Raw genomic sequence first — 26,364 nt, 5'->3', positions numbered from 1 at the left:
AATTCTAGATAACGATGCTGACACAATTTAGGGTCTGTATTATCATTTCGTAGATAAATAAATCCATCTCTAAAGCTTCCATCACGTAGTACGCTTAGTAGGGGGAACATTAATTATGAACAATAAAATAGCAGTCGTAACAGGAGCTAGTAATCCTCGAGATATCGGCACAGCCATATGCCGCAAGCTTGCTTCACAAGGTATCAATATCTTTTTTACACACTGGAAGGCTAACGATAGTTGGATAAAGGAATTCCAACAAGAGATTCTCGAAATGGGAGTCGCCTGTGAGCACATAAATATAGATCTTTCAAATGCTGATGCTGCATTAACCATCCTTGACGAAGTAAACCGCAGTCTAGGTATACCATCCATTCTCATCAATAATGCCGCACATTCAAAACTAGACAGCTATACCATGTTAGACGCAAAAATGCTAGATGAGCATTACTCAGTGAATATGAGGTCATGCTTTTTATTATGTGTGGAATTCGCGCGTCGCTTTGAAAAATCGGATTTATGCTCTGGACGAATCATTAATATGACGTCGGGACAGGATGTAGGACCGATGCCTGGTGAGTTAGCATATGCCGCAACGAAGGGGGCAATATCAGCATTCACTCGTTCATTATCACAAGAATTAGCACCACTCGGAATTACCGTCAATGCAGTAAACCCAGGTCCAACAGATTCAACCTGGATGGACGACAACATAAGAAAACACCTTCTCCCAAAATTTCCAATGGGCCGAATCGGTGTTCCAGATGACGTCGCCAGGCTAATAGCGTTTCTTGCTAGTGAAGAAGCTAATTGGATAACAGGACAAATTCTCCATTCTGAAGGCGGATTTATCCGTGGATAAAATTAAGGGGGAAATATGAAAAAGATATTTTTTAGCTTAATCATCCTTTTATTCTTTAGTGCATGTTCTCAAGCCGAAGATACTGACATTGAACCTACAGATGATATCCTTTCAACAGAGGACGTAAAGATTCCGGATGTGATTTTTACCTCTGAAAAACAAAATAGCATCATTAACGAGGAAGAAATAAAAGCAAGCATTAAAACATACCTTGACAGCTATGAAGAATTATATATTGCTAGTTCTCCATTCCAAGAACTTATTGATGAAGAAAAGGAACTATCGAAAGAGGAAGTAGAGAAATTAAACAAAATTAACAAGCTAACAAAAGAGAATGACGAAAACTTCTCAGCCTATATCCTGAATAATACATTACCTGAAGGCTATCAAGAAGAGACAGAAAGAATAAGCCACTACATTACAGGCGTAAACGAGTTCCTCTATGAAATAGATGAACTACTTAACAAAATGACAGATGATGCAAATAACGGAGATTTACCGGAAATAGACTTAGGTTCACTTTATAAAAAAAGTGTTGGCGTGAACGGAAGAGAACAAAAGAAAATAGAGGATTTCCTTGATAAGAAAAAAATAGATACGAAAGCATTTGGACGGGACCAATAACCTCCTGGACTGTACGGAAAACATTTTCAAATCTTAGTACAGTCCAATTGTATAAAATTTGTTCACCACGTATTACCTGTACTAGATATGCTCATTGCAAAAGTGGGTATCAACTTTTCTATGTAACTATGCTTTTACTAATTAAAAAATCATTATCGAAAGAAGGAATGATAATGGCAAGGGTTATCGGTTTTGAATTTAGCAGCCAAGAACCAGAAAAAGCAGCAGCCTTTTATGAAAACGTCTTTAATTGGAAAATCGCAGAACCGAAATGGGATTATTGGGCTGTCACAACGGGAGAACAAACAGATCCTGGTATCGATGGTGGCATTAGTAAAGGTCCCCACGATTTCCCACACGGAACTCGTATTCAAATTGAAGTTGATTCGATTGATGAAGCAATCTTAAAAGCAAAAGCCAATGGTGCAATGATTGTCCGTGAAAAAATGGAATTTAATGACTTTTATCTCGCATATTTGGTAGACCCTGTAGGAGTTAGCTTCGGATTAGTACAACAAAAAAATAGATGAAATAAATATCATCCAGTATGCCACTAATTAGGTGGCATTTTCTATGAAATAATGTTGTATTACATCTGATTGAAATATAATTATAACTATCTTATTCATTTTAAAATATAATAGTGAAACCTTTCTTTTTTCTAAACGTATATATGCTTATAAGATACATAACTGCTATTAAGTCATATAAATTCACATGTAAAAATAATTTAGGGGATGTCAAACATGTCAACGGGTGTTATTGCTATTGTTTCTATTGTCATTTGGATTGCAGTATCTAAAGGACTTGTAAAATCATCAAAAGAGTTGAATAGACGGAAATTATTCACTTTAATGTGTGCGGGTTCCATATCAACTTTAATAATAACCATTTCATTTTTTCAAAATATCCAAATTTAAATAAATATAATTAACTAAATAGTATTACAGCTATTCTTACATACTAAACTTCTAATAGGGTATCTTTCATTTCTCTATCCTGTCTCTTGCTGTATCTGTGGTTGGTGACACTCCCGTATGCGTAAAAACATTAGCAAGGCCAAACTTAGGCATATTATTGTAAATAGCTTCTGTAGCATTCTTTTGCACTTTATATGTCTCGTGAAAGATTCCTACACTACCGTCATCTTTGATTGTACGATTGAAATTTCTCCAAGCAGTAGCATGAGTTTTTCCACGAGCATATGCTTCCAACTCTTCAAAGCTTCTCCAATATTGGATAAGCGTTACGCCTCGCCAATTTATTAAATATTCAGTGTGGTAGAAACCTAATTCAGGATGTTGATATAATTCCCTTAACATCGGCCCCATTGCCCGAAAAACAGGTATCCATTTTGTAAAAGAAAAAAATTTGTTTATCCTCATCCCGATGATAAATATGACAAAACTCTCATCAGATTTGACGACATACCTTCCCTTATAAATTTTCCTGCTCATTTCATCAACTTCCTTTCTAAAGTGGGATATTGAATAATGATATACGCACTTCAAAAGTTATGAAGAAATCCAGATTTAATGATACCATAAAAAGGTAAAACATTTTCTTTTACAACCGATTTTTTACTATATATTTACAAATGAACATAATATAATGTATTATTATGCTATATGATATATCGCATAACATAATAGTGAGAGTTTTAATAATTAATGAGGAGAAGAGCAAATGGCATACAACGGTGGACCGATGACTGAAGCAATGTACTATGTGCTACTCGCGTTAATGCGCCCTAATCATGGATACCAGTTAATGCAAGCAATTACAGAAGTATCAAACGGCAGGGTGAAAATGGGTCCAGGAACATTGTACGGTGTCCTGTCACGGATGCAGAAGGACGGACTCATTTCATTAGCAGAAGACGACGGCAGAAGGAAGACATATCGCATAACGACAAAGGGTGAGGAAGCTTTGCAAAAAGAGTATACGCGATTAAAAACGGTTATCGCAGATAGTAGCATATTAAAGGAGGGTGAGAAGCTTGACTAGGACGGTCTTAAAACTCCGCCCAAGGGATTATTGGCGCATAGGTGAGCATGAAAGCTGGTTTTCAGACATGGCTGCAAATGGGTTACATTTAAAAAAGATGGGGATTCATTTTGCGAAGTTTGCAAAAGCAGAACCTAAAAAAATGAGATATAGAATAGACGTCTCGATTAATAAAAAAATGAGCCAAGACCAAATTCAACTTTACGCCGAAAATGGTTGGCATTATGTCACTAGCTTTAATAATTTTCATGTTTTTTCATCACCCGAAGAACTTGATGCACCAGAGCTTCACACTGACCCAGCTGAGCAATCTTATACATTACAAGATTTTGACAGGAAACTAGTGAAAAACGCTGTAACCGTGGCTGTGTCAACAATCATTTTAGTCGGTTTGTTACTTTCAACTTGGTTTCTTTTTAAAACACCTATATTACTTCTAGTAAAATGGGACATCGTCCAACAAACAATTTTAGCCATTTTTTGCGTATATTTAGCTTATAACTCAATTCAAGCATCAAGTTCTATACGTGTTTTGCGACAAAATCTACTTGAAGGAAAACCGATAAATCATCGTGCACCATGGAAAAAATACTACAAAATTCGTAATCTAATAGCATTTGGATTCATTGCGCTAGTAGGATTGAGTGCAGCCATTCCGTTCGCACAACTTTATAAAATGGAAACGAACAATCTACCAGAAACAAACAATGCGTTACCAATTGTTAGATTAGCCGATATAGAAGACGATTCAAATCTGATTCAAGATAAGTCATCATATAGTCATGACAACATCGATTGGGAAAACAGCTATTCCTATTATTGGAGTCCATTAGCACCTATTCAATATGATACATATGAACAAGGACTCATTTCTGATAAACAGTGGCATGACAAAAGCGGTGACTATACACCATCGATTCAAACACAAGTGTATCAGCTCAGCATTCCAAGTTTATCAGATAAACTTATAGAAGATTTAACAAAGAAATATCATCATTTCAATCACGAACCATTAATCGAAAAAACTCATCCAGACTTAGACCAATTGATAGTTCAAGAAGAAGTTGATATGAAGCAAATTTTTGCTTCAAAAGGGAATAGAGTCATGTACGTTCAATACTATGGCTATGCTGAAATTGACGCTATCGTTGATAACGTAGTTGAGAAAATATCAGTGAAAATAGAAGATTGATAGCCTAATTAAATAAGTGATTTTCATAAACCAGACCCAACCCTGATATTAATTTCATGGTTGGGTTAAAATCCGTATTTAATATGCAGTCCAGCCAGCATCAGCTGCAGTAACTTGTCCATTAATAAAACAAGATTCATCAGACCCTAAGAAAACAGCAAGCTGAGCTACTTCATCCGGTTTATCAACACGTGGCATCGTACCTTGACCTGTCTGTTGGCGCCGAAAAGCCAAATTCAGAAACATTTGTCATAGAGGTACCGATGTTCGTTTAACTCAGGGGTCATCCTGTTTCAGCGGATACTCATAATCAGACAAACCCATTCCACATCAAATTAATGATTGATTACATGAAATCCTTCTGTTAAGATTACCTTACGACCGTTCGGGAGGATCATGATTATGACATCAGATAAAATAAAGCAAAAAGCGCAAACACTTTTCACTTCACATGGATATGATGCAGCATCTTTAGCGTTAATTGCGAACGAAGTAGGAATAAAGAAACAATCAATTTACACACACTTTAAAAGCAAGGAAGAACTATTTCTACAAATTTTCACTGAATCTGTTGAACACGAACTTAGTTTCGTTAAAAGTTATCTAGAAAGAAATAAGTCTTTATCTTTACATGACATTTTAAATATGTTTTTAAATGAATACCTTAATCGCTATGAAAAAAACGCTAATACAAGATTCTTTCTTAAAACATCGTTTTTTCCACCGTTTCGTCTAGAAAAGAATGTGAAGCTTGGAAGTGAAAAATTTGTGAATGAATTGGAATTGATTATTCTTTCTCTCTTTCAATATCATTCGACTGTCTTAAATTCAGATATCAGCCCTGAAACAGCATCATTGGCATATTTAACAATGTTGGATGGATTATTCGTAGAGCTTCTCTACGGTATTCCAGAGCGATTAACGAAAAGAAAAACTGAATCTTGGAATGTGTATTGGCAAGGTATCAGCATGAATAAAGGAGAATTACGATGAATCGTGCATGGAGTGCAGTCATAATTGGAGCTATTTTTGAAGTGTTATGGGTAACGGGACTTAAACATTCCGATGATGTTTTAACGTGGACAGGAACCATTATTGCAATAATTATTTCTTTTGTTCTTTTAATTAAAGCCACATCTACTTTACCAGTAGGTACGGCATATGCAGTATTTACTGGCCTTGGTACGACAGGAACCGTTATATTAGAAATGCTCGTTTTTGGAGAGCCTTTTAAACCGATAAAAATCGTGTTAATTCTTATCCTGATTACAGGGGTTGTCGGTTTAAAATTAGTAACAGGAAGCCCTAAGGAAGAAGGAGGGGCATCATAATGGGTTGGATTTATTTAGTTATAGCAGGTATATGTGAAGTCATTGGCGTTACAGGGATGAATTTAATCCTTCGCAAACGAAATCTCTTCACCATTCTTGTGCTTATCCTCGGACTTAGCAGTAGTTTCGGATTTTTAAGCTTAGCGATGCAAACATTACCGATGGGAACTGCCTATGCCATTTGGACAGGAATTGGTACAGTTGGTTCTGGGTTAGTAGGTATTCTGTTTTACGGGGAATCAAAACATTGGTTGCGCATTGTGTTTATGGCAATGGTATTAAGTGCAGCAATTGGATTAAAACTAATTTCTTAATATATGAATGAAAGCCTAGCGTTAGTCCACTAAGGATTAACGCTGTTTTTTAATGGCCAACTTTCTAATGATCGGAAATATCATTTATATCATTAACGATGGGGGGAATAGACCCTTATGAGAATCACCTTTCGTAACGTACTGGTGAGAACACATATCCAGTATTTGATGTTAGTCTAATCAATTTTAAACTATTGATAAATGTTTTTCCATTTCAATCCAATTAATGTTATTATAGTAGAGATATAAATATATATTGAATTTTTTGAAAATAGAGATTTGACGATATGTTTCCTACTCTACATCGGGTCAAACAGGGGGATTTATTATGGATTATGGATGGCTTAATCTTGGTAGTCTTTTGCTCGGATTAATTGCTTGGCTATTACCTGTAGTGAATATGATGAGAAATAAAAAACAATCACAGAAAAAATGGATGCTTCTGTCCTTCGTAAGCATGATTGCTTGTGCTACCTCAATATGCTTTCAAATCTTTTACAATTATCATCTTGTCATGATTGAGGATTGGAGTGCACTTATGGATACAATTGGTGCTGTAGCTTTAGCATCATCAGTCCTACTTATCGTTACGATTATGTTAAATGCACTTACAATAATTTCTTTCCGCGAAAGATCTGTACGATAAATGAGTATAAAAAATTTTGAATGTTGCTTAGAACATAAAGACACTTGGTCTCAAACTAAGTGTCTCAAGTTCTAACGACAATATAGACCTAGATGATTTTGCTTTCCTGTTGTTTTTGGGGGTATATTTGCATTCCCGTATTGGATATTAGATAGTATTTTCGAGGAGAACAATAAGAAAAAACGAAGCCTATAATAGATTAGTAACTACAAAGAGGTGGAGTTGAATGCGAAATAAAATCAGTATTAAGCCAATGAACCGTTTTGACAAAGATATATCCCGTGAGGTGGCGGCTGTTTTTGTTGAGGGGTATGAGAAAGACTTAGCCTTTCTCTCAAACGACCGAGAAAAATTAATCGATGCATTTAGGAAACAAATATGTCGAGACGTTTTTTTTGTTGCAACAATAGAAGATGAAATTGTTGGCATTTTAGCATGTTCCACTAATAAAAAACGAGCGATTACAATCGATAAAACGATACTTAGAAACTCATTTGGATACATAAAGGGGAGTTTCGCATATCATTTTATGGAAGATGAATTTAATAAAAAGTTGGATTGTGGAGATGACACTTGTTATATTGAATGTGTCGCTACCGCAATAAAATCAAGAGGCAAGGGTGTATCAATAGAACTAATGCGTTACGTCTTAGAAAATGAAGCTTTCCAGCGATATTATTTAGAGGTAGTCGATACAAATGCTGTCGCACTTCGACTATATAAAAAATTAGGCTTTACAGAGTTCAAGCGCACAAAAGAAAGCTTTTCAAGAATGAAAGGTTTTAAATATAGAATTTACATGGAATTGAACGTCCCAGATAAGCAAATAACAATTAAAAACTAAAACAAATCATCGAGTAGCGCATAACGTTACTCGATTTTTGATTTAAAAATATGAATAACAAAAAATGGATTCTATGCTACTATAGATTGATAGAAATTCAGTTGTGAATATATGAGATATATAGTATTCAAAAACTTAAAGAATTTAAATAATTGAACAACTAAAACACATTACTTAGGAGGTGCTCTTTGATTTTCAATCACCTAAATGAGATTCCTATCATAGGCGGTAACTGTCAAGAAGTAATCAAAATTAATAAAGGCTTTTCCAATGACGAAAAATATTTACTACATATGCAAGATAGTCGCAAAGTACTACTTCGGACTTTTCATTTAAAAGAGATAGAATTTAAAAGAACTGAATACGCTATTTTACAAAATATGCAGGACTATAACATACGTTGCTCACAACCACTTGCATTTGGTGAAATTGACAGCGGAGGCTACATCGTTACCTCATACATAGAGGGTCAGGATGCTGAAGAAGAAATCCCAACTTACTCTACTCAAGAACAATATAATATTGGAATCGACGCAGGAAAAGAACTAAGAAAAATGCACCAACTTCCTGCGCCTACTCACATCTCATCGTGGTACACAAGAAAAGTCGAAAAGCATAAAAATTATCTAAATGCTTATCGTACATGTGGGATAAAAGTTAAGAATGATCATAAAATTATGAACTTTATTGATGACAATATCGAACTGATGAGACATCGGCCAAATTTATTTCAGCATGATGATTTTCATCCTGGTAACATCATAGTGAAAGACAAAAAGTTTGCTGGAGTGATCGACTTTAATCGATATGATTGGGGAGACCCGATCCATGAGTTCTTGAAAATTGGCATCTTTAGCAGAAATGTAAGCATACCTTTTTCGATTGGCCAAATTAAAGGATACTTTCATGAGAGCGAACCTGATGAACACTTTTGGACGCTTTATTCTCTGTATCTTGCAATGTGTGTTTTTTCAACTGTTGTTTGGACATTAAAAGCGATACCTGACAAACTCGATGAGATGCTAGATAAACTATCTATCTATTTAGAAGACCATGATTATTTCAACAGTGTAAAACCTAAGTGGTATCAACACACAATGAAATGATAAATCAATTAAATGGGCGTGATTACAGTGGAAAAAAGAATCTACCTTCTCAGACACTGTGAAGCTGAAGGACAATCAAGTCAATCTCCATTAACCATAAACGGTAAGAGTCAGTCTGAAAAGCTCTGTGAATTCTTTTCTAAAATGAATATTCAGAGAATCATATCTAGTCCATTTGTTAGAGCCGTTCAAACGATTGAACGATTAAGCAAGAAAATAGAGTTAGAAATTGAAATCGATAAGCGACTATCGGAAAGAAGACTAAGCTCTGAAGATTTACCCGATTGGCTTGAAAAATTAAAAGTAACATACGATGATTTTGATTTAAAGTTACCCGGTGGAGAGTCAAGCAGAGAAGCTGCAGCGCGGATTAGGCAAACTGTGGATGATGTTCTACTAAACGATAACACCGATACGGTCATCATTGTAACCCACGGTAATATATTGTCTCTCCTGATTAATCAATTCGATAACCATTTCGGATTTGACCAATGGCGAAAAATGTCCAATCCAGACGTCTATTTATTAACTTATCCTAATGAAAACTATCATATCGAGCGTATGTGGAAAGAGGAATACAATGTTTGATGAATTAGTCGGAAAGAAGATTCGCATCGTACCAATGAAAAAAAATCATATCGAAGGTCTATATGAAATTAGTAAAGAACCTTCTATTTGGAGTCACTTACCAAAAGCTATTAATACATCACTTGATATGGAGGCATTTGTAGAAGAAGCTTTAACAAACAAAGAAACTAAAACCGAATATCCATTTGTTGTTATACTTCGTGAGAACAATAAAATAATAGGCACTACACGATTCCTCGATGTATCGACCAAAAATAAAAGTCTGGAAATAGGGTGGACCTGGTACACACCTTCTGTATGGGGTGCAAATATAAATACAGAATGTAAATACTTACTACTAAAACATTGCTTTGAAACATTAAAATGCATTCGGGTACAATTGAAAACTGATGAAAGAAATATAAGGTCACAAAAAGCAATTGAAAAAATCGGTGGAGTAAAAGAAGGGGTATTAAGAAATCATATGATTCGTAATGATGGAACGTATCGTAATTCTGTATTCTATAGTGTAATTGAACGTGATTGGCCATTAGTCGAAAGAAATTTAGTTAATCTATTAACAAATAACTAAAAGACTTAATCTGAATTTCGTTAAAACCTTAAGGGATCAAGTGAGAAGAAGTGAAAACCAACCACACGATTCCTCCAGAGGAAACATCCAAGTTTACAACTATCTATATTGATCTAGATTAGGAGGTTTTCATTTTAACTTCAAAACGGTTCGTTCACATTGTTATAACAAGCATATTTAATTGTTGTAGTTAGGATATCTTACTTATATGAAACAACTAAACTATGGAAACGATGATAAATCAATAATTAAAGTCATTAAAACTATTGAATGTTATGAAAATCAATCCATTTATCTTATCGAAATACAAACTTAGAAAGGTGTTTCTACATGTTTACAAATGACCAATTAAAAGCCATGATTAAAGGTCAAATCATCGGAAATAACTATCCCTATAATTCAAACAACGAACAAGAAATCGAGGCACATATCAGACGGCTCTTTTATCGAATAAGCCGAATTCCTAATGTCGTATGTGAAGCGGTGTGGAATCATTTCGGCAGTGGCTATGCTTCGTTCATTGAATTTTTTTGTTACCGTAAAGAAGACGTTGTAATCGTTAGTGAGAAATACGGCATTCAAGAGATTGAGACAAACGGGATTATTATAGATATATCTCGACTTACCCCAGTCGCCATAATGGGTGAAGACGTAAGATATAAAAAAATCCGCAAAGCAACGAATGAAGAATTGGGCGGCGCTTTCGGTACAATTCTTGATGGGCCAAATCGTCTTATCATAAATAATAACTTTCAAGGTTTTGCTAACCTATTGAAGCAAACGTTAGACGAATTTGATTATCAACTATTAGGAGCAGAAGATATAAAACAACCTTTGCCATTCCAAACAGAAATCCCAACAATTTATCGTGATCCAAGGCAATATTTAGTCCTGGACGCAATTTTTTATTGGGAGGATTAGAATTGATATACTAGCGAAAAAAGATAGGAGAAAAACGATGATTAAACGTAAGGTTACGAGCAAAATGCTAAAAGAGAACCCATATGAAAAATGGAATCAATTTATCGATATATTGGCAATTGAAGAATATTGTGACTTAACAGAAATTCAAAGGGTTGCACACCTTTGTTTTATCTATGATTCAGAGCTACAAAACGGTGGACATATGCAATATTTCATAAATAGAGGGACAACATTCGCTACCGAAACTGCCCAAGCACTCAAAAAGCTTGGAGCAAAAGAACAATCTGAACTATTTTCTAGCGCATTAAATATTCTGAAAGAAAAAAATATCTCCAACATTGAAACGATTGAAGATTATCTTGACGAAGCAGCTAATGAAAAATTTACAGAACTTGATTACACTTATTATGATATCGAACCAACAATCAATGACTATTTAGAGAAATACTTAGAAGAGAACGAGTCAGAATTTATTGTAAAAGAAGCAAACTAGAGTAGGCTTTATTAATTCTATTTCTCAAAATTACTAGGTGATTGTGATTCCGAAACCTTAGAGTCAAGCTAGAAAATGAAAGTCACGATTATTAAGATAATAAGTTTAACTACATCACAGTTCTCCTAAACAAGAGCATTAAAAATCGAACCAAATGACTATTATAAATGTAATGACTAAAAAAGAGATAATAGTGTAACACGAGTAACGTTTAATAGTTAAATAGAAGTCTCAAGAAGGGTGCATCGTATGCCAATAAATTCTTTTGAAAACTACCCGATGAGTTGGAAACCATTAATTGATAATCAAAAAAAGCCAATATACAAAGCACTTGCACATCAATTAGAACAAGATATAATAAACGGTGTTTTATTGCCCGGTACAAAACTCCCACCACAGCGTGAACTAGCCGATTTTTTAGACCTAAATGTCAGTACAATTTCCAAAGCTTTTAAAGTTTGTGAGTTAAAGGGATTGCTAAGTGCAACAGTTGGGAGTGGCACATTTGTTGCGTATGATGCATTATCGAATGCGTATTTACTTGAGGATACAGAACCAAAGCACTTGATTGAAATGGGGGCAACATTGCCTGATTATTCTTCCTTCAAACCACTGCTCACTCAATTAAAAAGTATGCTTCAAGAAGCAAATTATGAGAACTGGTTAGGTTATGGTCGATCAGGTGAAAGTATGTGGCAAAAGGATGCGGCTGTTAAGCTCATTCGAAGAGGTGGGCTCGTACCGACAGTAGATAGCATATTATTTGCAAATGGGGCACAAAATGCGATAAGTGCAATACTTGCAAGCCTTTGTAAACCTGGAGATCGAATAGGCGTTGATACACATACATATCCTGGTTTAAAAACTGCTGCAGCGATGTTAAGTGTTCAATTAGTACCAATAAAAAATGAACATTTTGTAATGTGTCCTAATGCACTTGAGTATGCTTGTAAAAATGAAAATATTAAAGGCATTTACTTAATTCCAGATTATCACAATCCAACAGCTACGTATATGTCACTTGAAAATCGCAAAATGATTGCTACAATTGCACAGAAGTATAATCAGTTTGTAATTGAAGATGCAACCTACCATCTTCTTAGTAAGGAGCCACTTCCAGCAATCGCTTCGTTTGCACCAGAACATGTCATCTATATAGCAAGTTTATCAAAGTCGTTAGCACCTGGACTACGACTAGCGTATATGGCCGTACCGAATCAATATAAGGACCCGATTTCAAAAGCTTTATATAATTTAAATATTACCGTTTCACCATTACTTGCAGAATTAGCAGCACGTACAATTGTTTCAAATCAATTTGAAATCCTAATTGAGAGTCATCAAGTACAAACCATACGTAGAAATGAAATGGTCAATCGCTATTTAGAGGATTATACGTGTCTAGGTGATGATACAGGCATCTTCAGGTGGCTACTCTTACCAGAGAACATATCAGGTTCACAATTTGAAACATTAGCAGCAAAACATGGGGTTCAAGTATATGCAGCAGAACGGTTTGTCGTAGGAAATAACTGTCCAGCACGTGCAGTAAGAATCTCAGTCTGTGCACCAAAATCGGAAAAAGAGCTTGAACGAGGATTGTCTATATTAACAAAATTACTAACCGAACACACCTAATATTGTCTGCCATACAATTACTTTATTGTATGGTTTTTTTACGCATGGTAAGATAAACCAAATCTATTTAGAATAGTCAAAGATTAATAGATTAGAAAGGTAGGCAAATGATGGCCGAAATACAACATGTAAGTAAATTAGAGTCTGAATCAGACTTATTACAAAGCTACATCAATTCTCCAGCAAAACGAAACGCATTATACAAGCGAACACTATTCATCGTCAGTCTTTCACAAGTTTTTGGTGGTGCAGGTCTTGCAGCAGGTGTTACCGTTGGTGCGCTTCTCGCCCAGCAATTGCTCGGTACAGATGCCTATGCTGGTTTGCCAACAGCTTTATTTACGTTAGGGTCAGCCGGAGCTGCATTATTAGTTGGAAGACTATCGCAACGCTTTGGGCGCCGCATCGGGTTAACATCCGGTTTTATTATTGGAGGACTGGGTGCAATAGGAGTCATTTTGGCAGCAATACTAAACAGTATCATTCTTTTATTTGCTTCCTTACTAATTTATGGTGCAGGCACAGCGACAAATTTACAAGCGCGCTACGCAGGTACAGATTTAGCAAACAAAAAACAGCGAGCAACAGCAGTTAGTATGACAATGGTATTTACAACATTTGGTGCTGTAGCAGGTCCTAACTTAGTGAATGTAATGGGAGACTTTGCCCGGTCAATTGGTGTCCCTGCATTAACAGGTCCATTCATATTATCAGCAGCCGCTTACATATTAGCTGGGCTTGTCCTGTTTTTCATGCTGCGACCAGATCCATTATTAATCGCAAATGCTATTGAAGCCGACAATCAGCAAAAGTTAATAGCGGAACATTCACCTAATCAAGAACAACTAGAAAACAAAAGCGGTATAATCGTTGGTGCAACAATAATGGTTTTAACACAAATTGTCATGGTCGCCATTATGACGATGACTCCTGTTCATATGAGACATCACGGTCATGGTTTAGGGGAGGTCGGCCTTGTCATCGGCTTTCATATTGCCGCAATGTATCTTCCGTCGCTTGTTACGGGTGTGTTAGTCGATAAATTCGGACAAACAGCAATAGCGATGGCTTCTGGAGCTATCCTGCTCCTTGCTGGCTTAGTATCCGCAATCGCACCAGGAGACTCACTCTTACTATTAGTTATCGCTCTTATTTTACTAGGCTTAGGCTGGAACTTTGGCTTAATAAGTGGAACCGCACTTATTGTAGATGCAACGAGTCCATCGACACGGGCAAAAATCCAAGGAACCGTCGACGTATTCATCGCCTTATCAGGAGCTGCAGGTGGAGCATTATCAGGAATGATCGTAGCAGGCTCAAGCTACCCAACTCTATCATTCATTGGCGGTATCTTATCACTACTGCTAATACCCGTCGTTATCTGGTCTGTGAAACAGAAATAGGAAGCAGAGGGACGGTTCTTTTGCTTCCATTGCCTCTGAAGCAAAAGAACCGTCCGAGACCACTGAAAAAGTCTTGTTAAAAGAAAAATAGAATTTATCGTACAAAGTTGACGTTCAGTTTGATTTCCGCTGCAGTACTCACTTTCCGCGGGGTGGGTGCTGAGCCTCCTCAGCGCAAACGCCTGCGGGGTCTCAGCTCTCCCACGCATCCCGCAGGAGTCTCGCACTTCCGCTCCAACCAAACTATACGTAGGATAAGCACATTAAATGTACAATAAATTGTTTAAGAGTAGATACTTATCTGAAATCAGTATACTTTTTCAGTGGCTTCGAACCGTCCCCGCGCTTCACGCACAAACCTCGGGGATAGCTTACAAAAAGTATCACTTATATCCCTGTAAAGATATTATCTATCAACCAGCGTTTGAAGATTGCTTTGTTGAAGGAGCCAATAACAACTGTGTTCGTGTTTATCGAGGGTTTCTATATTGCTATCGATTTTCTTTTGGTGGAAGCTTTTTTGTCATAGCAGACGACAGCGGTATTGCATTTTGGGAAAGAAATGAACAAAACACTTGACTTACCACAAATGAATTATTTTTGTACAAGTGTTGCTCAAGAATAATATTTTTTTCGCCAAGCAGGAAATATTTGGAGGTTGCAGAATATATTTGAGGAGTATACAAAAAAGGAGGAAATGTATGTTTCAACTATCAGACTTTTTTCATTTATGGGCATATGAAGCCGCTGCTACTCAGAAAGTATTAAGTCGTCTTACAGATGAATCTCTTCAACAAGAAGTTACTCCTCAAAATTGGACACTAGGTCGCATTGCATGGCACACTGTATCAGCAATCGGCAATATTGCATCACATATCGATTTATCAATTGACGGCCCTACTAATGATTACCCTGTTCCGACATCCGCTGCACACATCTCGAATACATACCAACAAGCCAGTCATTCATTAGTACAAGCAATAAAAGAGCAACTATCAGAAGAAAACCTTAGTGAACAATTAAATCTGTTTGGGAGAACAATGGCGAAGCGAGATGTCTTACTCTTGTTAATCCAACATCAAACACATCACCGCGGACAAATGACGATTCTTATGCGACAAGCTGGTTTGTCAGTTCCCGGTCTTTACGGTCCATCAAAAGAGGAATGGGCAGAGATAGGAATGGAAGCTCCTATTATGTAATGAAAATGAATATTATATACGAGCGATACTTATGAAGGGTATCGCTTTTTTTTTAGCTATAAAGAATCAGAAGATTTTTACAACTGATTAACTGAAAGCTGAAACCATTCGCGCTTATATCCGTATTAATAGTATAAAAAAAAGGTGGTGGAGTTGATGAGTTTCGCATCTTGGTTTGCTGTAGGTATTGGGGTAGCCGTTGCAATTGGCCTTTTTGGTAATCAGTCAAAGAAGAAGAAACGATAAAGTGCGCACATGAAACTGTAAATGTATTAATTGTAACAGTAACTTGAGAAGGACCTCTATTACTTTATGATTGTGAAACGAAATAAAACTTACTACAACTCAATATGAAGTAATTGGGTGAAATTTAAGAGGAAACCCTTTAAAATATAATCAATAATCTGGTTAAAATAATCATCATATCCCTTCCTCAATCAAGAATTTTTAGTGGAAATTCAAATATAATGGAAAGTTGTAGCAGGCAGGAAGGGGAAAAAATAATGAAAGCCTCGAAAATCGAAAAACTATTTAACAAAACGGTAAAATCAAAGCAAATTCACGAGTGTGTTTTATTTATTGAAAATACAACCGGAGACATATCATATCGTTATGGATATGGAGAAAAGGACATAGACACGACTATCATAATCGCTAGCATCACAAAATTATTCACGACGACATGCATATTGATTTTGCTCGATCAAGGTAAGCTATCATTAAACAACAATATAACAAACTACTTCGATAACAAAACCCTTAGTGGCCTCCATCAATATAACGGTGAAGAATATGCTGATAAACTAACAATCGCACACCTGCTATTTCAAACAAGTGGACTGCCAGATGCATTTGAACAAACGAAGGAAAATTTAAAAAATCGTGTCATTAAAGAAGATATGGATATCAATCTAAATGAAATGCTCTCCCTCACCAAACAATTAAATACCCATTTTGCACCTGACAAAAAAATAAAGCATACTATGCAGATATAAACTTTGACTTGCTCGGAAAAATAGTCGAAACGATTACTGAAATGCCTTTACAATCAGTTTATAAGCAATTGATTTTCGACCCCTTAGAGCTTAAACATACCTATTTACCTTGTCATGAAGATGAATATATACCAAACATGTATATGAATGAAATCACAATATCTCGTCCAAATTTCATCAGAGGCTGTCGGGCAAGCGGCGGTATCATCAGCACTACCCGTGAACTGATGACGTTTATGAAAGCCTTCTTTGGAGGGGAATTATTTAATAAAACTGTTTTCCAACACCTAAATAAATACAACAAGTTACAACTAACCATGTTCCCAATCCAATATGGTGGTGGCTACATGAGAATCCCATTAAACGGGTTTCCAACATTATTTATGGGCGACGGAGACCTTCTTGGACATTCAGGTACAACAGGCTCTTTTGCATTTTATTACCCGATTAAAGATATTTATTTCGTCGGAGATATGAATCAGTTGGCAAATCCTTCATTGCCAATAAGACTTGTCATGCGCCTTGCACTCTCTATCAAATAATCAAACTCAAAATAACTATAATTTACAAAAAGCAGAATAATCAAACGAGTGTTCGTGTTATACTTTACCATTATAAATGACATGGAGGATTTATGAAAATAAAACTAATGAACATTAACAAGTATGGCGAACTTGTGGAAGGTAAATACCCTATCTACCCATATCCATCTGCGTCCGGTTTATGGTCATCATCTCTCAATTTAGCACAATTAACGGTTGAACTGATGGATGTCATCAAAGGAAAAAGTAAAATAGGCGTTCCACAAAGATTAGCAAAAGAAATGATAACTCCACAATTAGGCAAAAGCTGGTCTGGGTTAGGTGTATTCATAGAAAATAAAGGAGAATTAAAAATAACTTCGATGGGTTGGGGTGTCGGATTTCAAGCAATGATTGTCGCATATCCAGATACTCAAATAGGTGCTGTAATCTTGACAAATGCAGATTTAGGTGTTCATCAAACAGAAGGAATTATTGGTGAAATCTGTTCCTCACTCATATCCTAATTAAATGTGTCGACATTTTCTAATGTTATGGAAAAAAAGAATTAAAAAGAAACAATGAATTCTTTTAAATGAAGGGTAGCGACGAAAGATGAATACAGCAGAACAAAACGAAAAAAACCTACTTGCAATGAAAAAAATAATTTCAGAAGTTATAATAGCCTTATCTGTTGCTTGGATAGGATGTTGGTTTATGACAAATACTTCACTCTATTCAATATCATTAATAACTTCGGTATTATTCATTCGTGTTTTAAGATATTTAAATATGTCCGTAAAGTTCCTTTATGTTCTAAGTATCTTTACATTACTAATTGCAATCTTTGTGACAATTTTTATTGAATAAATTAGTCATAATAAGAATTAATGTGGTTGTTTTGGATAATAGGTTCTTCTATTAAGGGTAAAAAATAAATCATAATAAATCAATCCAAAATAAAGGAATTTTTAGGAATATTATGTTAAAATAAATATAGATGTATTCAGAAGATAACTGAGAGGAGCTTACATATCATGCCAAATAAACACATTACAAAAGGATTAGTATTCTCAATATTAATCACTGTTTTTGTCTTTTTTATTGCGGAGAATCCAAAACCTATCACTACAATTAATTTACTTTTTGTCTCTATTGTTTCGTTCATTTGTATTTACTTCATCTCAAAGATGACGACAAAAGCTTTCAAAAAATTTGAGAATGACACTGCTAGTAATTAGTTATAAGATGAAATTATCATAAAAAGTATAACTACAAAAACAGTTCCGTTTTTACAGAACTGTTTTTGTTTTGTCCATATCATCAGTACATACATGATCGTAGAATTAGAAAGGAAGGAAAGAGTATAGTAATATTAAAATAGACACAATGAACAAGAATTTTTTTATAAACTATAACAGTATTCATAAAGAAAGGAAGTACGTACGAATGGACTTCGAAACAGTGATGAAGGAGCTTGAAGGATTAGGCAAGGAACGAACGAAAAAAATATATATGTCTAACGGTGCAAAAGAGCCGCTTTTTGGCGTGGCAACAGGTGCAATGAAATCAATCGCAAAGAAAATAAAGATTAATCAGCCTTTAGCAGAAGAGCTTTATGCAACAGGTAACTATGATGCGATGTATTTTGCCGGAATCATTGCAGATCCAAATGGCATGACAGAAGCAGACTATGACCGTTGGATGGATGGCGCATACTTTTATATGCTATCTGATTATGTCGTAGCTGTAACATTATCAGAGGCAGACATCGCACAAGACGTTGCTGATAAATGGATAGCAAGCGGCGAGGAACTGAGAATGTCAGCGGGGTGGAGCTGCTATTGCTGGCTACTAGGAAACCGCAAAGACCATGAATTTTCTGAAGACAAAATCTCCGCGATGCTCGATACTGTGAAAACATCGATTCACGAAGCACCAAATCGGACAAAGTCAGCAATGAACAATTTTCTAGCCACAGTTGGAATTTCCTACGTACCGTTACATGACAAGGCAGTCGAAACCGCCAAAGAAGTAGGAATTGTTGAAATGAAACGGGATAACAAAAAAAGCAGCTTTTTAAATTCTTATGAAACAATTCAAAAAGACATTGATAAAGGTAGAATCGGCTTCAAACGCAAATATGTTAGATGTTAAGTAAGGGGTGTGGATCCAAAAGGATTGACGCCTTTTTTAGTCTTGATGGAAATGGTGATAAGTCAAAGCGGGACAATTTGATTAAGCTTTTTGAACTTGACCCTAAAAAGAAAGCTAAAGGATATTCAAAAGGTAATGTGCAAAAGATTGGTCTTATCTGCCTTATCCGTAGAATATGATTTATATATATTTGATGAATCGACTTCAGGTCTTAATCAATTAATAGCGGCAATTTTCTAAGATGAGGTCAATAACCTAAAAGAAGCAGGGAAAGTGATTTTATAATCGTCTCATATTTTAAGGCCTGGGACGGGATATTACGGCTATAAAAGAAATGACTTAAATGGTTAACTGAAAGTCTTTTAATCTACAAATTGTAGTTTATTTGCATTCAATTGTGATTACAGATTCTAACCATGTAACTGACTTATACTATTTTAGATTTTAGTCCTTTTCTTTACTAACACTATTTATAAAAACTAGAGTAAAGACTACACTCGTCATTAAATAATACAGTCCTATTATTGAAGTGCAATCTGAAAAGACAGTCCATAAATCATGATTTCGAATGAGGTACATCCAAATAATAAAACTGATGATAAAAATAAAAGGAAAATATATAAAATATCCCAGGAAATATAATTTAAAGTTTCTAGTCATAACATCCTCCTTATAAAGATGACGTTTACCTACAAATTCTGATCACGACTCCATAGATTCATTAGCTAAGATTGATAAAATCTCATTCTTAATATTTACCAAACTAAATATATTCTAATGTTCTACATAATTATAATATATAAATAAATCTCGCTTCTACCATTTACAGTAAAACACTCCATTATTCACCGCCTAATTTATGAATTTTTATAGATTACTTGAATTCAAAATAATCACCACCTTAGTCGTTAAATGTATGGCTCTTTTGAAACAGTATCAAATTTGCTCCATTAGCCTTAAACAAAAATATTATAAAATCCCCTAATAGAATAAACTGAAAAAGGAGGAGGTAACATGGTACCGGTTTTACAAATTAGTCCGATTGATTCATTTATCGATGAAGACGTTTCAATAACAGTCACAGGCTGCCAGCCAATCGAATATACTAACGTTTTAAATTAGATATGAAAACAGAGTCACTTCGGTAGCTCTGTTTTTTATCGTTAAAAGGTAACCCCTTGAAAATAAAACAACTGATGTAACTTTTCTTAGATAATTTTAGACTATATCTAAAAGAGGTGAGGGTATGAAAGGAATAAAGTGTTTTCTTTGTTCTACAGCATTTATCTTATTTGTGGTGACAGGTTGCACTAATCAAACGGAAACTAAAACAGTAACAATTGACAATATTAATGCCGAGGAAGTTTTAACATTGAATCCCGATGCTAATATCTTTCAGTACAATGGAACTATCTACCAAACTAATATTGATTGGGTTGACGAATTGCCATTAACAAAAGACAATCAAATCAGTGAAATAAAAACAAAAAATGAGGACAATACCGACTTTATAGATGGAACAGCGAATATCCTTCCAGTAGGCTCCAAGATATTTACAGCAAAAGAAAGAAAAGATATTCTTCTCGTTGAAACAAAAGGAGAAACTTTAAAATACCTAGCAATTGTAGAAGGGTAACGAAATAAACAATAATTCTTATGAGGTGAATTTGTTGAAAGAAGGTTTTTGGCAAAAAGGAAATAGCATTTACAAATTGAATGCTCTAACTGTTGAGGACATAAAAAAGGCTGAGGATATATATAAAATTACATTTCCAAGAGCATACATAAACATTCTAAAGATTCAAAACGGTGGAGAAATAAATTATCAAGCTTTCCCTGTACTGGACAATACCTTACCAGGCGAGGCGTTTATTGAAGTAACAAACATTTATGGAATTGGTAAAAACCCAGGTGTTCTTGATACTGACTATCTAATAAGCGAATGGGATATGCCAAAAGGACTTATTCTCTTTAATGGAGATGGACATTATTGGCTAGCATTTGACTATCGAAATGTAACCGTGAATCCTCCTATCGTGTATGTAAATAATGAGAATGAGAAAGCAGAGATTATCGAAATTGCCAAAGACTTCAACGAATTCTTAGAGAATTTAACAATAATAGAATACCAGGATAAAGAGGAAATAGAAGATATAGAAAATCAAATGACTGAATATTCTAGGGAATCCTTTGAATACCATTTAGAAAATGATAGGGAAGATGAAATAATCGAGGCGATAGTATCTCTCTCTCAAACAGATGTTGATATTACATGGTTTGGTCAAGCTTTATTAGCATTAACAAACCACTCTAATGAACGAATTAGATCCCAAATTGCAAACAGTGTATGGAACTTTTTATCATACAGATTAGACGAAGACACATTAAACGGCCTAATAGAAACATTCCGCATCGACCCGGATAGTGACGTAAGAATGTATGCTCAATTGATTCAACAGAAAATAAATTATTCTATTGATGATTTAAAGACAGATATTTCACATTGTCTTGAAAATGGTGGCTATAATATCGTCAGTTTTTTACATGATGATAATGTATATCACATATATCGAAATTTTAAACTAACACTAGAAGGACAAGACTTTACAGAAGAGTTTAGTACAAGTGAGGAGCTAATAGCATATGTTTTACCAGATGGAAGAACTATTGAGGAGGTATGGAGTAACGTGAAATTAATATAAAATAAGAGAATATGATAAGAATTTATCATTTGCATCTGAAACAAATGATAAATGTATTTAAGGATAAATAATACAAAAAATAAGGTAAATATCCTATTGTACTATTGAAGCTAATTCATAATAATGATTAAGGTAATAGAACTAAATTATTAGACTAACGCAGATAGAGAATTACGAAATGAAAGAACACTGCTATGAGGATTGGCACTATCATTTAGAAATTCAATGGTTATATATGAGAGATCCCTTTTAACTGTCCTGATAATTTATTTTTATACAATCGAATAGCTAATAAGTAGCGATGGTGGCTCTCCTTGTATTCAAGTTGAAATTCCTAAATAGACTTTAGTGGAACTTAACTAAAAATGCAGGAATGAGCACATGGACTTTTCTGAAATTTCAGTAATTGATTTAATATGTATGGCATTTTTCTATGTAAATAAATCCATTCACAAAAATAACACCTATAAATCAATATCAAGCTTCAACATTACTAAAAAATCTATATAGTAACAGTGATGTAAAGTGACTTTTCTAAAAAGAACGTTAATTGCACTTTTTTTCCTAATTTTAAGCCTAATAGTATTTGGCCCGGTTTACTGAAGGTGCAACATCACTTAAATTCTTACATTAGTATAAAACAAAAGTGTTATTAACTAGTATTGTACAGCTTCTTTATACAATTGTTTTCCACATACTATTCGTTCACCTAATAATTCGAAGAGTATTTAGAGTAAAAACATATGTAGGTACAAAGGCTGATTGTCAATAAGTTAATTAGTTTTACGGATAAAGCAAATTATTAAGGAGCGCAGAAATATGAAAGAAGCGTTAAACTACGAACATAAAACCAAGATAGAGTTAATAAATGAATTTTCACATAAAGTATACAGTCGACTCTTAAGTTTTGTTGAAAAAGATGGAATTGAGTCAAATGATAAAAATAACGTTTATATTCATATACTAGAACAATTTTCAAAAATGCTAGATATAAATTTATATGAACTAACAATTGAAGAATTAGAAGTAATAGCGAAATATTGGAAACATATGAATTCATTTATTAAAGAAATAAATGAAGAGGATTATCGGAAATTAATGGGTTTAAATATATTTTTCTGACGCTCATAATTTAATAACTCTAGGATTTACCCCTTTCAAAGTGCGTACTTCGTTTCTTTCTAAGGGGTAAGGGGATATTTTAGATGCGTATGGGAAACCCTCGGTCTAAGCATCTCTCCTAATAAAAGTGAGTACTAAATATCTTCTGGAACGATTAACTCGCATAAAATGTATATGCGTATAACCTCATTTTATAATTGCACGAACCTCAGAATCCCACTGTATACTTCCGTTTTTTTTCTAATTTAGCGTCCATGATTTTTATAAACTCTTCAATAGTTAAAGAGCTATAATAGATATATAGAAGAACTATTTTGTTATGATGTGTTCTTGGTTGAAGGCAATAACTATGGAAGGAAAAAACAATATGTACAGCCCGAAATGGAGTAAAGCCAAAAAGCATTTAAAAAGCTTCACCTGTGAGTCGTTAAAAGACCGAATTGATTTTCACGTTATAAATTATCGAAAAGCACACGACAAGCTTGGCAGAGCGGTTATTACAGTCGATAAAAAAGAAGTTTTAAATATGTGTACAATCACATCAGATATTGCATTAATTAATAAAGAATCCGAAATTCGCCATAAACAGGATGTTGATTATGATGTTCATAACTACAATCAAAATCTTGAAATAGGAATACAAGCACATAACCTTGTAAAGGATGAAGGTATCTTTGCACAATACGACTTTTTTGATTCACTAGAACAATACTTTAAATCACCGATAGATAAATCATTAGCCTCTACGGATATGGTCATAAAAATACTATCCTTAATCGATAAGCGCACCGGAAAACGAACATTAAAAAAGATAAACGAAGCGATAAAAAATGACAATGAAGTGATTAACTATTTTTATGAAATAAGATGTGTGGCTGAAGGTATCAATATTCATAGGGTACTTAGCAACAAAAATAATAAACCAAAGGTGGACGATTAATCAATGTATAACATCCCAGGACATCACCACATTTCGATGATTACTAAAAACGCGAGTAAAAACAACCATTTTTACCGTCACATACTAGGATTAAGACGTGTAAAAGTAACAGTGAACCAAGATGACCCTACGATGTATCACTTGTTTTATGGAGATAAAATCGGAAGCCCTGGAACTGAGTTAACGTTTTTTGAGATGCCTCCCGCGGGGAAGACTCATCGCGGGACAAATGCAATTACGAGAATCGGATTATTAGTACCTTCAGAACAAAGTTTGCATTTTTGGAAAATGCGGTTTGAGAAATTTGGTGTGTACCATGAAGAGATTACTACATATGCTAATCGCCCTGCCTTGAAATTTGAGGACCATGAAGGCCTTCGTTTCGTACTGTTAGCAGCAAACGGAGAGATAGCGGAGCATTGGAAAACCTGGGAGAAATCAGATGTGCCTCGAGAACATATAATTCAAGGCATGGGTCCTGTGGAAATGACCGTACGTAGACTTGAAAAATTAGCAAGCACACTAAAAGATTTGTTTGGCTATACAGAAGTATCCCGATCTGCTGACGAAGCAATTTTTCAATCTGTAGAAGGAGAGGCATTTGGTGAAATCATTGTGAAAGCATTAGACGGACCTTCCGAAAGACCTGGTCGTGGCAGCATACACCATTTAGCCATTCGAGTAAGAAACGATAAAGAACTTAGCTATTGGGAAGACCAAGTAAAACAACGAGGCTTTCAATCTTCAGGAATCGTTGACCGCTATTATTTCAAAAGTTTATATTTTCGTGAATCAAACGGGATTTTGTTTGAAATTGCAACAGATGGCCCAGGTTTCACAATAGATGGGAATGTTGAAACACTAGGTGAACGATTAGATTTACCTCCATTTTTAGAAAACCAGAGAACAGAAATTGAGAAAAATCTCAAACCGATTGAAGAGTAACAAGGCAACACAAATTATTAACATAAAAAATAGTCTTGATAAAATTTCGCCATTTAAGAGGAAATGAAGGAAGGATATGGAATTTATACTAAGTGCAATTACTTAGAAAATAGGAGTGATAAAACCATGCAAACAAGCGACAACAAAGTAGGGAAACTTGGTAAAACCATTCAAGTCCGTTTAGTCTCCAATTTAACTAAATCATTGGAATATTACCGCGATGTTCTTGGCTGCCATATTGATGGTTGGGGCCATGCAGAACGAGATGAGATGACGTTCATCCTCCAACAGGCGAACTCTCCAAATGATGTCAGACCAAATGCATGCTCACAAAAGCATCTTGATTATCCAACAGAATGGGAAGGACCGAAATTTGGATGGGACACATATGTTCATGTTAGCTGGGATGACTTAGACTCCATCGTTGCAGAAATACGTCATAATGGAGGAAATGTCGCAGTCGAACCTTACACTAGTAATCACGGACCATGGGAGGAGAAAATCACTTGTATTAAAGACCCTGATGGGTACAATATCGTGTTAGGTTCTATGCGAGAAACTAAGTAATAATCAACTTCAACACATAAAATGTCACTTATAATAAAAATAAGGGGAATTGATGTGAACACCTTTTATCTTGTTAGACACGGTATAAAGGAAAAATCTGTGGGAGACGTAAGCCTCTCACTAACTGGCATCAAACAGGCAAAAAAAACCGCTGATTATATCAAAGATAAACAAATAAACTACATCTTTACAAGCCCATTACAAAGGGCAAAAGAAACTGCTAAATACATATCGGCTAAAACCAAAACGAAAGTAATAGAAGACATACGGTTAAGAGAACGTGCAAATTGGGGGGATATACAAGGACAATCTTTTGAAGCCTTTGTAGAAATTTGGAATAAATGCTCAATAAATCGAGATTATATACCACCATCAGGAATATCTGCTAAACAAACTGGACAAAGGCTTGAACAATTTATTATTGATTGTACAAACCAATTTTCTAATCGTAAGACCGTAGCCGTAACACACGGAGGCATCATCACAGATTTTATGATTAATGTCTTTAGTAACGAACAATTAAGGAAACTTCATCCAAATTTTATCGCTACACAAAGTCAGCTTATCCCCGAATGCTCAATTACCGTCATCCGTTACGATGGACATACATATGATATCGATGATTTCGCATCCTTTACACATTTAACTTCTGATTAATAACTGAAGGAAG

The 26,364-nt window shown here is 35.0% G+C and carries 33 protein-coding genes; 31 read left to right on the top strand and 2 right to left on the bottom strand.

Annotated elements, in window-relative coordinates; genetic code table 11:
• Nucleotides 1–115: 115 nt before the first annotated feature.
• From J2S19_RS06665 to J2S19_RS06650, 4 genes are all read left to right on the top strand, one after another.
• On the top strand, nucleotides 116–862 hold the full coding sequence (locus J2S19_RS06665; protein ID WP_307339063.1) for an SDR family oxidoreductase: 747 nt from the start codon (nucleotides 116–118) through the stop codon (nucleotides 860–862).
• Nucleotides 863–877: 15 nt separating this feature from the next.
• The gene (locus tag J2S19_RS06660; RefSeq protein WP_307339060.1) at nucleotides 878–1,486 is read left to right on the top strand and encodes an NDxxF motif lipoprotein; all 609 of its coding nucleotides are present in this window, start codon (nucleotides 878–880) and stop codon (nucleotides 1,484–1,486) included.
• Between the two features lie 173 nt (nucleotides 1,487–1,659).
• Complete coding sequence (locus tag J2S19_RS06655) at nucleotides 1,660–2,016, top strand: VOC family protein (RefSeq protein ID WP_307339057.1); 357 nt, start codon at nucleotides 1,660–1,662, stop codon at nucleotides 2,014–2,016.
• Nucleotides 2,017–2,232: 216 nt separating this feature from the next.
• Nucleotides 2,233–2,406 (top strand): hypothetical protein, encoded by a 174-nt coding sequence (locus J2S19_RS06650; RefSeq protein ID WP_307339054.1) that lies wholly within the window; start codon nucleotides 2,233–2,235, stop codon nucleotides 2,404–2,406.
• Between the two features lie 66 nt (nucleotides 2,407–2,472).
• Here the strand turns inward: J2S19_RS06650 and J2S19_RS06645 are convergent, their stop codons facing one another.
• Nucleotides 2,473–2,943 (bottom strand): DUF4188 domain-containing protein, encoded by a 471-nt coding sequence (locus J2S19_RS06645; protein WP_307339051.1) that lies wholly within the window; start codon nucleotides 2,941–2,943, stop codon nucleotides 2,473–2,475.
• Between the two features lie 229 nt (nucleotides 2,944–3,172).
• On the opposite strand from J2S19_RS06645, the gene J2S19_RS06640 reads away from it, so the two are divergent.
• Both J2S19_RS06640 and J2S19_RS06635 read left to right on the top strand, forming a co-directional pair.
• Nucleotides 3,173–3,493: a PadR family transcriptional regulator gene (locus J2S19_RS06640; RefSeq protein ID WP_307339048.1), complete on the top strand. Its 321-nt coding sequence runs from the start codon at nucleotides 3,173–3,175 to the stop codon at nucleotides 3,491–3,493.
• Nucleotides 3,486–4,685 carry a DUF2812 domain-containing protein gene (locus J2S19_RS06635; RefSeq protein WP_307339045.1) on the top strand — a complete coding sequence of 400 codons (1,200 nt, stop codon included), beginning with the start codon at nucleotides 3,486–3,488 and terminating at the stop codon, nucleotides 4,683–4,685. Before J2S19_RS06640 ends, J2S19_RS06635 begins: the two co-directional genes overlap by 8 nt.
• A gap of 78 nt (nucleotides 4,686–4,763) precedes the next feature.
• On the opposite strand, the gene J2S19_RS23690 is transcribed toward J2S19_RS06635, so the two are convergent.
• Nucleotides 4,764–4,883 (bottom strand): SDR family oxidoreductase, encoded by a 120-nt coding sequence (locus J2S19_RS23690; RefSeq protein ID WP_370875079.1) that lies wholly within the window; start codon nucleotides 4,881–4,883, stop codon nucleotides 4,764–4,766.
• A 204-nt stretch (nucleotides 4,884–5,087) separates the two neighbouring features.
• Here J2S19_RS23690 and J2S19_RS06625 point away from each other — a divergent pair, with 204 nt between their 5' ends.
• From J2S19_RS06625 to J2S19_RS06500, 25 genes are all read left to right on the top strand, one after another.
• Nucleotides 5,088–5,678 carry a TetR/AcrR family transcriptional regulator gene (locus tag J2S19_RS06625; protein WP_307339042.1) on the top strand — a complete coding sequence of 197 codons (591 nt, stop codon included), beginning with the start codon at nucleotides 5,088–5,090 and terminating at the stop codon, nucleotides 5,676–5,678.
• Nucleotides 5,675–6,016 carry a DMT family transporter gene (locus tag J2S19_RS06620; protein WP_307339039.1) on the top strand — a complete coding sequence of 114 codons (342 nt, stop codon included), beginning with the start codon at nucleotides 5,675–5,677 and terminating at the stop codon, nucleotides 6,014–6,016. Before J2S19_RS06625 ends, J2S19_RS06620 begins: the two co-directional genes overlap by 4 nt.
• Nucleotides 6,016–6,330 carry a DMT family transporter gene (locus tag J2S19_RS06615; protein ID WP_307339036.1) on the top strand — a complete coding sequence of 105 codons (315 nt, stop codon included), beginning with the start codon at nucleotides 6,016–6,018 and terminating at the stop codon, nucleotides 6,328–6,330. The genes J2S19_RS06620 and J2S19_RS06615 overlap by 1 nt, the downstream gene beginning before the upstream one ends.
• Before the next feature lie 328 nt (nucleotides 6,331–6,658).
• Nucleotides 6,659–6,976: a hypothetical protein gene (locus J2S19_RS06610; protein WP_307339033.1), complete on the top strand. Its 318-nt coding sequence runs from the start codon at nucleotides 6,659–6,661 to the stop codon at nucleotides 6,974–6,976.
• A gap of 226 nt (nucleotides 6,977–7,202) precedes the next feature.
• Complete coding sequence (locus J2S19_RS06605) at nucleotides 7,203–7,820, top strand: GNAT family N-acetyltransferase (RefSeq protein WP_307339030.1); 618 nt, start codon at nucleotides 7,203–7,205, stop codon at nucleotides 7,818–7,820.
• 191 nt (nucleotides 7,821–8,011) lie between these two features.
• On the top strand, nucleotides 8,012–8,926 hold the full coding sequence (locus tag J2S19_RS06600) for an aminoglycoside phosphotransferase family protein (protein WP_370875084.1): 915 nt from the start codon (nucleotides 8,012–8,014) through the stop codon (nucleotides 8,924–8,926).
• Between the two features lie 27 nt (nucleotides 8,927–8,953).
• Nucleotides 8,954–9,514 carry a histidine phosphatase family protein gene (locus J2S19_RS06595; RefSeq protein ID WP_307339024.1) on the top strand — a complete coding sequence of 187 codons (561 nt, stop codon included), beginning with the start codon at nucleotides 8,954–8,956 and terminating at the stop codon, nucleotides 9,512–9,514.
• Entirely contained in the window at nucleotides 9,507–10,085 is a 579-nt protein-coding gene (locus J2S19_RS06590) for a GNAT family N-acetyltransferase (RefSeq protein ID WP_307339022.1), read from the top strand. Before J2S19_RS06595 ends, J2S19_RS06590 begins: the two co-directional genes overlap by 8 nt.
• Before the next feature lie 330 nt (nucleotides 10,086–10,415).
• A complete protein-coding gene (locus J2S19_RS06585; RefSeq protein ID WP_307339019.1) occupies nucleotides 10,416–11,006 on the top strand; it encodes a hypothetical protein in 591 nt (196 codons plus the stop codon).
• 37 nt (nucleotides 11,007–11,043) lie between these two features.
• Nucleotides 11,044–11,502, top strand: coding sequence for a DMP19 family protein (locus tag J2S19_RS06580; protein ID WP_307339016.1), 459 nt, complete (start codon nucleotides 11,044–11,046; stop codon nucleotides 11,500–11,502).
• A gap of 249 nt (nucleotides 11,503–11,751) precedes the next feature.
• On the top strand, nucleotides 11,752–13,140 hold the full coding sequence (locus J2S19_RS06575) for an aminotransferase-like domain-containing protein (protein ID WP_307339013.1): 1,389 nt from the start codon (nucleotides 11,752–11,754) through the stop codon (nucleotides 13,138–13,140).
• Between the two features lie 107 nt (nucleotides 13,141–13,247).
• Nucleotides 13,248–14,543, top strand: coding sequence for an MFS transporter (locus tag J2S19_RS06570; protein WP_370875078.1), 1,296 nt, complete (start codon nucleotides 13,248–13,250; stop codon nucleotides 14,541–14,543).
• 701 nt (nucleotides 14,544–15,244) lie between these two features.
• The gene (locus J2S19_RS06565) at nucleotides 15,245–15,745 is read left to right on the top strand and encodes a DinB family protein (protein ID WP_307339008.1); all 501 of its coding nucleotides are present in this window, start codon (nucleotides 15,245–15,247) and stop codon (nucleotides 15,743–15,745) included.
• 503 nt (nucleotides 15,746–16,248) lie between these two features.
• Complete coding sequence (locus J2S19_RS06560) at nucleotides 16,249–16,740, top strand: serine hydrolase (protein WP_307339005.1); 492 nt, start codon at nucleotides 16,249–16,251, stop codon at nucleotides 16,738–16,740.
• 8 nt (nucleotides 16,741–16,748) lie between these two features.
• Nucleotides 16,749–17,282, top strand: coding sequence for a serine hydrolase (locus J2S19_RS06555; protein WP_307339002.1), 534 nt, complete (start codon nucleotides 16,749–16,751; stop codon nucleotides 17,280–17,282).
• A 92-nt stretch (nucleotides 17,283–17,374) separates the two neighbouring features.
• Nucleotides 17,375–17,788 carry a serine hydrolase domain-containing protein gene (locus J2S19_RS06550; protein WP_307338999.1) on the top strand — a complete coding sequence of 138 codons (414 nt, stop codon included), beginning with the start codon at nucleotides 17,375–17,377 and terminating at the stop codon, nucleotides 17,786–17,788.
• 510 nt (nucleotides 17,789–18,298) lie between these two features.
• The gene (locus J2S19_RS06545; protein ID WP_307338996.1) at nucleotides 18,299–18,502 is read left to right on the top strand and encodes a hypothetical protein; all 204 of its coding nucleotides are present in this window, start codon (nucleotides 18,299–18,301) and stop codon (nucleotides 18,500–18,502) included.
• Nucleotides 18,503–18,710: 208 nt separating this feature from the next.
• Nucleotides 18,711–19,418, top strand: a complete 708-nt coding sequence (locus J2S19_RS06540) for a DNA alkylation repair protein (RefSeq protein ID WP_307338993.1) — start codon at nucleotides 18,711–18,713, stop codon at nucleotides 19,416–19,418.
• A gap of 1,246 nt (nucleotides 19,419–20,664) precedes the next feature.
• Nucleotides 20,665–21,054, top strand: a complete 390-nt coding sequence (locus tag J2S19_RS06530) for a hypothetical protein (protein WP_307338991.1) — start codon at nucleotides 20,665–20,667, stop codon at nucleotides 21,052–21,054.
• Between the two features lie 34 nt (nucleotides 21,055–21,088).
• On the top strand, nucleotides 21,089–22,120 hold the full coding sequence (locus tag J2S19_RS06525; RefSeq protein WP_307338989.1) for an SMI1/KNR4 family protein: 1,032 nt from the start codon (nucleotides 21,089–21,091) through the stop codon (nucleotides 22,118–22,120).
• Nucleotides 22,121–22,939: 819 nt separating this feature from the next.
• Nucleotides 22,940–23,242 (top strand): hypothetical protein, encoded by a 303-nt coding sequence (locus J2S19_RS06520; protein ID WP_307338986.1) that lies wholly within the window; start codon nucleotides 22,940–22,942, stop codon nucleotides 23,240–23,242.
• 349 nt (nucleotides 23,243–23,591) lie between these two features.
• The gene (locus J2S19_RS06515; protein ID WP_307338984.1) at nucleotides 23,592–24,182 is read left to right on the top strand and encodes an SF0329 family protein; all 591 of its coding nucleotides are present in this window, start codon (nucleotides 23,592–23,594) and stop codon (nucleotides 24,180–24,182) included.
• A gap of 3 nt (nucleotides 24,183–24,185) precedes the next feature.
• Nucleotides 24,186–25,127, top strand: coding sequence for a ring-cleaving dioxygenase (locus J2S19_RS06510; RefSeq protein WP_307338981.1), 942 nt, complete (start codon nucleotides 24,186–24,188; stop codon nucleotides 25,125–25,127).
• A 126-nt stretch (nucleotides 25,128–25,253) separates the two neighbouring features.
• Entirely contained in the window at nucleotides 25,254–25,694 is a 441-nt protein-coding gene (locus J2S19_RS06505; protein ID WP_307338978.1) for a VOC family protein, read from the top strand.
• Between the two features lie 54 nt (nucleotides 25,695–25,748).
• Entirely contained in the window at nucleotides 25,749–26,351 is a 603-nt protein-coding gene (locus tag J2S19_RS06500; RefSeq protein ID WP_307338976.1) for a histidine phosphatase family protein, read from the top strand.
• Nucleotides 26,352–26,364 lie beyond the last annotated feature (13 nt).

This window comes from Metabacillus malikii (assembly GCF_030813355.1).
GTDB classification, from domain to species: Bacteria; Bacillota; Bacilli; order Bacillales; family Bacillaceae; genus Metabacillus; species Metabacillus malikii.
This window is presented reverse-complemented; position numbering and strand designations above follow the sequence as displayed.